Annotated in this window: 8 protein-coding genes; 5 read left to right on the top strand and 3 right to left on the bottom strand. The window is 63.8% G+C overall.

The window, feature by feature from the left end:
• Positions 1–142: 142 nt before the first annotated feature.
• Positions 143–478, bottom strand: a complete 336-nt coding sequence (locus AAFX91_RS34835; protein ID WP_394569572.1) for a putative quinol monooxygenase — start codon at positions 476–478, stop codon at positions 143–145.
• Between the two features lie 278 nt (positions 479–756).
• On the opposite strand from AAFX91_RS34835, the gene AAFX91_RS34840 reads away from it, so the two are divergent.
• Together AAFX91_RS34840 and glcF are read left to right on the top strand one after the other, a co-directional pair.
• Positions 757–1995 carry an FAD-binding protein gene (locus tag AAFX91_RS34840; RefSeq protein ID WP_394569573.1) on the top strand — a complete coding sequence of 413 codons (1239 nt, stop codon included), beginning with the start codon at positions 757–759 and terminating at the stop codon, positions 1993–1995.
• Complete coding sequence (gene glcF / locus AAFX91_RS34845) at positions 1992–3305, top strand: glycolate oxidase subunit GlcF (protein ID WP_282530297.1); 1314 nt, start codon at positions 1992–1994, stop codon at positions 3303–3305. The genes AAFX91_RS34840 and glcF overlap by 4 nt, the downstream gene beginning before the upstream one ends.
• 164 nt (positions 3306–3469) lie before the next feature.
• Here the strand turns inward: glcF and AAFX91_RS34850 are convergent, their stop codons facing one another.
• Complete coding sequence (locus AAFX91_RS34850; RefSeq protein ID WP_394569574.1) at positions 3470–3919, bottom strand: hypothetical protein; 450 nt, start codon at positions 3917–3919, stop codon at positions 3470–3472.
• Positions 3920–4277: 358 nt separating this feature from the next.
• Here AAFX91_RS34850 and AAFX91_RS34855 point away from each other — a divergent pair, with 358 nt between their 5' ends.
• Positions 4278–5327: a TorF family putative porin gene (locus tag AAFX91_RS34855; protein WP_282530295.1), complete on the top strand. Its 1050-nt coding sequence runs from the start codon at positions 4278–4280 to the stop codon at positions 5325–5327.
• Positions 5328–5545: 218 nt separating this feature from the next.
• On the opposite strand, the gene AAFX91_RS34860 is transcribed toward AAFX91_RS34855, so the two are convergent.
• Complete coding sequence (locus tag AAFX91_RS34860; protein WP_394569575.1) at positions 5546–7291, bottom strand: ABC transporter ATP-binding protein/permease; 1746 nt, start codon at positions 7289–7291, stop codon at positions 5546–5548.
• Between the two features lie 281 nt (positions 7292–7572).
• On the opposite strand from AAFX91_RS34860, the gene AAFX91_RS34865 reads away from it, so the two are divergent.
• Together AAFX91_RS34865 and AAFX91_RS34870 are read left to right on the top strand one after the other, a co-directional pair.
• Positions 7573–9237, top strand: coding sequence for an L-lactate permease (locus tag AAFX91_RS34865; protein ID WP_130582630.1), 1665 nt, complete (start codon positions 7573–7575; stop codon positions 9235–9237).
• Positions 9238–9422: 185 nt separating this feature from the next.
• Positions 9423–9557 (top strand): hypothetical protein, encoded by a 135-nt coding sequence (locus AAFX91_RS34870; RefSeq protein ID WP_394569576.1) that lies wholly within the window; start codon positions 9423–9425, stop codon positions 9555–9557.
• Positions 9558–9615 lie beyond the last annotated feature (58 nt).

Below are 9615 nucleotides of genomic sequence, written 5' to 3' on the forward strand. Positions count from 1 at the left end.
CCTCCTTGCCGACCAGTTGACCTGTTACCCATGTCGCCGGTCTATTCTGTTACCCATGTAGCCGGTCAGGACCCCGGAGTAGCCCTCTCCCGCAAGGGGAGAGGACGCAGTAATTGGCACCGCGACACGCGACTATCGACTGTCACAGCAGCGCGTATTGCAGGCGTTCGCGTTTTGCCAATAGCGGCAGCGCTTCGCCGGCGATGTAGGTCTTGAAATGCGCGCTGTCCTGATGCGCCTTGAAGGCGGCTTCGTCGCGGAACAGTTCGTAGAACAGGAACTGCGCCGGGTTGTCCTTGGCGCGCGAGATCAGGAACAGCTTTGCACCAGGCTCGCTCTGTGCCTCGGGCAGGAAGCGCGACAGGATATCGGCGATCCGGTCGGCCTGACCTTCCTTCGCCTCCCATTGCGCGACCACTAGCAAGCCGCTGCCATCGACGGCCTCTTTCACGGTCTTGTCGATTGCATATTGACCCATAACCATTGCTCCTTTGATTGGGTTGCGTGGAAGCCGCTTTCTACATCCGCGGCTGCCGATGATAATTCGATACAGGACGAATTATGATCGAAATCGCTTCGATATTGATCGAAGTATATCTGCATATGGAGGCGCCAGGATCGCGTACCGAATGGATCGCGGGCGGGCGACTGGGGAAGCGCCATCTTCCGCCACGGTACCCTTGTGTCCGGCATCGATGCCTATAGAAGGGATGGCGGGAACGGTAGCGGCTGCGGTGGAAAGGCAGGACGATAGGCGTGGACATCAGGAAGGTACGAGATGCTGAAGACGTCGAGCAGGTGGTGCGGGCGGCGATCGCCGCCGAGCAGCCGCTCGAGATCATCGGCCACGGTTCCAGGCGAGAAATCGGCCATCCGATGGCGACCAATGCGGTGCTCGATCTTTCCGCGCTGAATGCGGTCGTCTCCTATGAGCCGAACGAGCTGATCATCACTGTGCAAGCCGGCGCGCCGCTTGCCGACGTGCAGTCGCTGATCGATGCCAAGAACCAGCAATTCGCCTTCGAGCCGGTCGATACCTCGGTGCTGCTCGGCATGAAGGGGAGCGGCACCATCGGCGGCATGATCGGGGCGGGGCTCGCCGGGCCGCGCCGGATCAAGTCCGGCGGCGTCCGCGACCACCTGCTCGGCGCCCATGCCGTCTCCGGCTTTGGCGACAGCTTCAAGACCGGCGGCAAGGTCGTGAAGAACGTCACCGGCTACGACCTCTGCAAATTGCTCAGCGGTTCCTGGGGCACGCTCGCGGTGATGACCGAGGTGACGCTGAAGGTGATGCCGAAGCCGGAAGCCGAACGCACGCTCATCCTGCGCGGTCTCGACGACGTCACCGCAGGCCGCGCCATGACCGCGGCGCTCGGCTCGCCCTTCGATGTCTCCGGGGCGGCGCATCTGCCCAATTCGGCGTTCCGTCCGACCGACGCTGCGCTCGTTGCTCTTGGGGCGCCGGAGCAGGCCGTCACGCTGTTGCGGCTCGAGGGGATTGCGGCATCGGCCGCGCACCGTGCGGCCCACCTCGCCAAGACGCTCGCCTCCTACGGCGCGGTCGAGACCATCGAGGACGCCGCCTCCCTCTCGATCTGGAGCGCGCTGCGCGACGTTGCGCCGTTCGCGGCGGCTGGCGCGCTCGGCGCCTGGCCGGTATGGCGGATCGTCTGTCCCCCGGCCTCGGGCGGCGCGCTCGGGCAGGCATTGGCGCGGGAGACCGGCGGCGATGTCGTCTACGATTGGGGCGGCGGATTGATCTGGGCGGCGGTGCCGCCCAAGGTGGACGCGCAGGCCGCGCAGGTCAGGGGCCGCGTCGAGGCTGCCGGCGGCCACGCCACCCTGATCCGTGCCTCCGAGGAGGTGCGGCGTGCCGTCGACGTGTTCCATCCGCAGCCCCGCGGGCTCGCCGATCTCAGCGAGCGTGTCCGCCAGAGCTTTGACCCCAGGAACATCCTCAACCGCGGCCGGCTGACGCGGGGGACTGCATCATGAAGACCGAATTCTCGCTCGCCCAACTCGCCGATCCCGATATTGCCGAGGCCGACAAGATCCTGCGCGCCTGTGTCCATTGCGGCTTCTGCACCGCGACCTGTCCGACCTATGTGCTGCTCGGCGACGAGCTCGATAGTCCGCGCGGCCGCATCTACCTGATCAAGGAGATGCTGGAAAAGGACAAGCCGCCGACGGCGGAGGTGGTCAAGCATATCGACCGCTGCCTCTCTTGCCTCGCCTGCATGACCACCTGTCCGTCCGGCGTGCATTACATGCACCTCGTCGACCAGGCCCGGGTCAGGATCGAGCGGGACTATCAGAGGCCGTTCACCGAGCGGCTGCTGCGTTCCGTGCTCGGCTTCGTGCTGCCGCGACCCGGCGCCTTCCGCACCAGCATGGTGCTGGCCCGCTTGGCCCGGCCGTTCGCGGCACTGTTGCCGACGCCAAGGGCTGACGCCACTCCAGGCCTGCTCCGGCGAATCAAGGCGATGCTGGCGCTGGCGCCATCCCACCTGCCGCCGGCGGGTCCGTCGGCGGGAAGTGTGTTCCCGGCGGTTGGGACACGGCGGGGACGGGTCGCGCTGTTGCAGGGCTGCGCCCAGCAGGTGCTGGCTCCGCGTATCAACAAGGCCGCCATCAACGTGCTGACCCGCCACGGGGTCGAGGTGGTGCTGGTCAAGGATGAGCAATGCTGCGGCGCGTTGACCCATCACCTCGGGCAGGACGGCGATGCGCTCGCCCGCGCCCGCGCCAACGTCACGGCATGGCGGAATGAGGCGGAACAGCGCGGCCTCGACGCCGTCCTGGTGACCACGTCAGGCTGCGGCACCGTGATCAAGGACTATGGTTTCATGCTGCGCGAGGACCGCGAATTCGCTGCTCCCGCCGCAAAGGTCTCCGCGCTGGCAAAGGACATCACCGAATATCTGGCCGGCATCGAGCTCGATCCGCCGCGCCTCGAAGACGAGATCACCGTCGCCTATCACTCTGCTTGTTCGCTGCAGCACGGGCAGAAAATCACAGGCCTTCCGAAAGAATTGCTTTCCAAGAATGGATTCGTGGTGAAAGATGTGCCGGAGAGCCATTTGTGTTGCGGTTCGGCGGGGACCTACAACATTCTCCAGCCCGACATTGCGATGAGGTTGCGCGATCGGAAGCTCGCCAACCTCGCGACAATCAAGCCGGACATGATTGCTGCGGGCAATATTGGCTGCATGGTTCAGATTGCCGGCGGTACGTCAGTTCCTGTGGTGCACACGATTGAGCTTCTCGATTGGGCGACAGGAGGTCCTCGGCCAGGGGTGAATTGATCGATTGCCTATCGCGCATGAACCGGACCCGGGGGCCGTGTTGGGGCGACGTGGGTAGCGGTTTTCTCCACGACAGGCGCACGCGTTTGCGCGGAGGCCATGCGCGACAAAGGACGGGGCGGGAGGTGCTTCGAACAAGCACGATCCCGATCCGGGCAAGCGGACTATTCGAAGCGCTCGATAGACTGAATCAGCGGCAACAGGAGGATCACGATGGCTAAAGCGAAGAAGGGTAAGAAGGGGAAAAAGGCCAAGAAGGCTAAGAAGGCGGTAGCGGCCAAGAAGAAGTCCGCGAAGAAGGTCGCCAAGAGAACCGCGAAGAAATCTGCCAAGAAGGCTGCCAAGAAATCCGCGAAGAAGTCGGCAAAGAAGGCCGTGAAAAAAGTCGCCAAGAAGGCCGCGCCAAAGAAGGCCGCCAAGAAGAGCGCGGCAAAGAAGGCTGCAGCTCCCAAGCCGGCGGCACCGGTCGCTGCCCCCACTCCCGCGCCGGAGCCCGAACTCGGTCCGAGCTGGGCTACCCCCAGCCCTTCGGAGAGGTCGGAAGGCTCGGAGGACTCCTCTAGTCCGTCCTGACGCAACCAGGCAGCACCTGACGCGAGAGCCGCAGCCTTCACCGCTGCGGCTCTTTCGCTTTCCGGAGCACTGATTGTGGGGCGACACGGCTCGATGATTCGGCGGCGCCTGGACTCGGACCGCTGCAGCAGAGACTCACTCCGCCACGTAGGAGAGGTGCGGATTTACTTCACAAGGCACGGAAGTCGGTAAAGTTGTTGTGAGATTGCAACACCCGCCAACAACCTCTCTCAAAAAGGACGGAACGCCTAAAAAGTCGGCACATGCTCGTCTTTTTTGCTTCAACACAAGGGGCATCGCGTTCCAGATTGCCTGCGGAATTTGGTCGCAGTCGGAGATCGCTCGCCCCGGGGGGCCGGAGGAGCTGGACTGTTTTCTTGAACGTGTGGGGATCCTTTCATGAAGAAACTGGCTTTGTTAGCAACGGCGCTGGCAATGTTCTCAAGCTCGGCAATGGCCGCCGACATGGCCGTGAAAGCCGTTAAGGCGCCGCCGCCGCCCCCATTCGAACCCTGGGATTTCGCCTTCGGCTCAGCGCTGATGAGCGACTACGTGTTCCGCGGCATCACCCAGTCGAACCACAAGCCTTCGGTCGCCGCTTATTTCGAGCCGCGCTACAACGTGACCAAGGACCTGCAGCTCTACATCGGCGCCGCCGGCGAGAGCATCTCCTTCCCGAACCGCGCCGCTGCCGAGATCGACATCTACGGCGGTATCCGCCCGACCTTCGGCATCTTCGCCTTCGACTTCGGTGTCTGGGGTTACCTGTACCCGGGCGGCTCGTGCTTCAACTCCGCCGCGATCCCGGGCTCCGGCATTCCGGGCTCGGACTCGAGCTGCGCCGCCAGCCCGTTCGGCAACTCTGACCCGATCACGGGCGGCCTGCCGATCAACGGCAACTTCGCCAAGAAGAGCGCGAGCTTCTATGAAGGCTACGCCAAGCTCAACATCAACATCAACGACCAGTGGGCGGTTGGCTTCAACGAGTACTACTCGCCGAACTTCCTGAACCTCGGCGCCTGGGGCAACTACGCGTCGGTCACCGCGAAGTGGACCGCGCCCTCGACCATCTTCGGTTCTACTGGCATCGGCATGTATGTCTCGGGTGAGTTCGGTCGGCAGTGGCTTGGCACCTCCGACTCCTTCTATGGCACCACCGTTGCCAGCCCGCTTGGCGGCGGACCGTTCCCCGGTGGTATCCCGGAGCCGAGCTACAACACCTGGAATATCGGCATCGGCTTCACCTACAAGGTGTTCACGCTGGATCTGCGTTACACCGACACCAACCTCTCGAAGGGTGATTGCAACGCCTTCACCAGCGACTACACCGCCCGCTTCGACGGCAGCTTCACGCCGATCAACCCGGGTGGCTTCAGCTCCAACTGGTGCGGCGCGACGGGCATCGCCAAGCTCTCGGCTGACCTGACCGCGATCTCGAACCTGAAGTAAGTTTCACACGCGTGGATCAAGGGGGCGGCGGAGCGATCCGCCGCCCTTTTCATTTGCGGCGGTGGCGCGTGCTGCGCAAGCAGGGCCGACTGCGTCGTTGAGCGCCGTAGCCCGGTGGAGCGCCAGCGTAACCCGGGACCGCCGGTAGACGCTAATGCAGGTGTCCAGGGTTGCGCGTTCCGCTCCACCCGGGCTACGCACGACGTGCGTATCCCGCTTTAAGACGACGCGGCGACTTTGGCGGTATCGCGCAACCCGAACCGGTCGCCATCGCGGACCAGCGCGATATTGCGCTGATGGAATTCCGCCAGCGTCGAGCGGTGGCCGATCGAGACGATCGTGGTGGCGGGCAATTCCTCCATCAGCAAACGATAGAGGGCAGCTTCCGAAGGCTCGTCGAGCGAGGCCGTCGCCTCGTCGAGGAACAGGTAGTCGGGCGCATGCAAGAGCGCGCGCGCCAGCCCCAGGCGCTGCTGCTCGCCGAGCGACAGCATCCTGTTCCAGTGTCCCTCTTCCTCCAGCCGTGAAGCGAGCTGCGGCAGGCCGATCTGGGCGAGCACTTCGCTGATCCTGTCGGCGCTGAACTTTTCGGCTTCGGCGGGATAGACGATCGCCGCGTGCAGCGAGCCGATCGGGAAATAGGGCTTTTGCGGCAGCATCATCAGCGAGGCGTGCTCGGGAATGAGGATCGAGCCGCTGCCGAACGGCCAGATGCCGGCGACCGCTCGGAACAGCGTCGACTTGCCCGCGCCGGACGGCCCGGTCACCAGCGTGCGTTCGCCGGGCCGAAGCTTGAGCCCGGTCGCTGAGACCAGCGGCGCGCCATTGGGTAGTTTCACGAGAAGCTCTTGCAGCGCGATCGCATCGCTCGCCGCGGGCGCCGCTTTGACCGCGGCGGGGTCGGTAGCGAGCCTCTCCGCCTTCGCAATCGACCGCTCGAAGCCATCGAGACGGGCGACCACTGCGCGCCATTCCGCCATGGTGCGATAGACCGATATGAAGAACGACAGCGCATCCTGCACCTTGCCGAACGCTTCCATGATCTGCATCACGGTTCCGAGCTGGATCTTGCTGGCGAAATAGGCCGGCGCGGACAGAATGACGGGAAACACCACGGCGGCCTGCGAGTAGCTCTGCGTGAACGCCGTCAGCCGCTTGGTCCGGCTCATGATGCCGTACCAGTTGGAGACCACGTGGCCGAAGCGCGTCGATAGCTGCTCGCATTCGGCGCGATCGCCCTTGAGTAGCGCGATCTGTTCGGAGTTCTCGCGAACCCGCACCAGGTTGAAACGGAAATCGGCTTCCAGCCGCTGCTGATCAAAATCGAGTCGCACCAGCGGCGAGCCGATCCACTGCGTCAAGGCCGTGCCGAAGATGGCGTAGACCAGCGCCCCCCACACCAGATAGCCGGGGAACGAGACGTCGCTGCCGAACAGATGCAACGGCGCCGCCGCAGACAGGCCCCAGAGAATTACGACGAAGGATGCCAGCGTCACGATCGAGCTCAACAGCCCGATACCGAGCCCCAGCGTCTGACTAACGAACATCTTGATGTCGTCGCTGATGCGCTGGTCCGGGTTGTCGGCGGCATCGCCGTGAAGCTGCATGCGGTAGTGGTTGGCATCGTGCAGCCATTCGCCGAGATATTTGCTCGTCATCCAGCGGCGCCAGCGGATCTGAAGCCACTGGTTGAGATAGAGCTGATAGATCGACAGCACGGTGAGGACCGCGGCCAGCACGCAGAACACGATGAGCTCGCGGACGAAGCCGTCCCAGTCCCGCTCCTGCAGCGCGTTGTAGAAACGATTGCGCCACTGGTTCAGCAGCACATCGTTGGCGACCAGCGCTAGCTCGATCGCGATGACCGCGGCAAGCAGGCCGCGGCCGGCCCATTTGTCTTCGGAGTTGAAATAAGGCGCTGCAATGCGCCACACCGTCGCGAGCGTCGAACGAATGTTGTTCACAGATTAGCGTCTCCGGGGGACCGCCTACAAAGGCTTGAAAAAACGGGACAATCAGGGAACCTTCAGACTAAAGTCGTGGGTTCCTCGGTCAGCGTCCACTTGTCGCAGCATGATAGTTAACCCTAGCATGCCAGGGCGACGCGGGGCGGCGGACTTTCTGATTTCGCGAGGTTGTGAGCGTTTCGGCGGTGCCGACTCGATTGCGCCCGGTGCGCCGGGTCCATGCCGCAAGCCGCCGGCGGGAAGCCGCCACTGGGGAACCTTGGGGAGGAACAACAAAAATGTGGAACCAAATCTACAACCCGCTCGGCAACGCCGCGCTGTCGACGATCGCAGCCGCCGTTCCCGTGGTCACGCTGCTGGTCCTGATCGCCAGCGGCAGAGTGAAGGCGCATGTCGCCGCCATCATAGCCGTGATCGTGACCAACCTGATCACGATCTTCATCTTCACCATGCCCGTGAACATGTCGGTCCGCGCCACGTTGCTCGGGGTGGTGACCGGCTTTTTCCCGATCGGCTGGATCGTGCTGAACGTCATCTTCCTCTACCAGATCACGGTGGCGACCGGGAAATTCGAGCTCCTGAAGCGCGCGGTCGGCGGCGTCACCGAGGACCGGCGCTTGCAACTGCTCCTGATCGCGTTTGCCTTCGGCGCGTTCTTCGAAGGCGCCTCCGGTTTCGGCACGCCGGTTGCGATCACGGGCGCGATCCTGATCGGGCTCGGCTTCTCGCCGCTCGCGGCTTCCGGTCTGTCGCTGATCGCCAACACCGCACCGGTCGCCTATGGCGCGCTGGGCACGCCGATCCTGGGTCTCGCCTCGGTCACCGGGCTTGACCCTTACGTGCTTGGCGCGATGGTCGGACGGCAATTGCCGTTGTTCTCGCTGATCGTGCCGTTCTGGGTGGTGTGCGCGTTCGCCGGCTGGCGGGGCATGAAGGATGTCTGGCCGGCGATCCTGGTCACGGGCGTCTCCTTCGCGGTCCCGCAATTCGTGATCTCGAACTTCATCAATCCCTGGATCGTCGACATCGGCGCCTCGCTGATCTCGATGGGCTGCCTGATCCTGTTCCTGCGCGTCTGGCAGCCGCGGCAACTCTGGCTGTCGCCGGCGCTGCGCGGCCACGATGAATCGGCCGCCACGATGGCGGCGCCGAAGGCGCTGGACAAGACGCCGCTCACGCAAGGCGAATTGTGGAGCGCGCTTCTGCCGTGGATCATCGTCTGCATCCTGATGCTGATCTGGGGCAACGGCGCGTTCAAGGCCTGGGCGAACGCCAATTTCGTCTGGAACTATCCGGTGCCCGAGCTCGACAAGCTCATCAACAAGGTGCCGCCGATTGTCGCCAAGCCGACGCCGGAAGGCGCCGTGTTCAGCTTCACCTGGCTGTCCTTCACCGGCACGGGCATGCTGATCGCGGCGATCATCTCGGGTCTCTTGATGGGCTTCTCGCCGATGAAACTGATCACCGCATATGGCCGCACCATCCGCCTGTGCGCGATCTCGCTGATCACGATCTCGGCGATGCTCGCGATCGGCACGCTGACGCGGCTGTCCGGTGTCGACGCTACGCTCGGCCTGGCCTTCGCCGCAACCGGCGTGCTCTATCCCTTCTTCGGCACGCTGCTCGGCTGGTTGGGCGTCGCGCTGACCGGATCGGACACCGCCTCCAACGTGCTGTTCGGCAACCTGCAGAGGATCACGTCGGAGCAATTGGGCTTGTCGCCGATCCTGATGGCCGCCGCCAACTCCTCCGGCGGCGTCATGGGCAAGATGATCGACGCACAATCGATCGTGGTCGCCTCGACCGCGACCAACTGGTACGGCCATGAAGGCTCGATCCTGCGCTACGTGTTCCTGCACTCGATCGTGCTGGCCTGCCTCGTCGGCCTGTTCGTGACGCTGCAGGCCTATGTCTACCCGTTCACGGAGATGGTCCTGAAGTAGTCGCTCCGGCTCGTAGCCCGGGTGAAGCGCCAGCGTAACCCGGGTCCGCTCGTAGACACTGACACAGATGTCCCGGGTTGCGCGTTCCGCTCCACCCGGGCTACGAACTCGTCTCCGCATGGCCGCCTTGGCCATCGTCAGATGCGTCCAATAGAAGAGCGCATCGCTGATCTCAGAGAGAGTTCATGGTTCCACGGAATTGCACCAGAACAGCCGTCGCCCTGGCGCTGCTCGCGACCACGGTTGCGGCAGGTCCGGCGCGCGCCGAGGAGGAGTTTCCCTTCGGCTTCGAAATATCGCTCGCGTATTGCCTCACCTGAGGATGTTACTTTCGCTTGACGGATGTAGCTCCGACTGTCGGCCGGTCCGAGGTTGCGT

The sequence above is a fragment of the Bradyrhizobium sp. 31Argb genome (assembly GCF_043638955.1).
GTDB lineage: Bacteria > Pseudomonadota > Alphaproteobacteria > Rhizobiales > Xanthobacteraceae > Bradyrhizobium.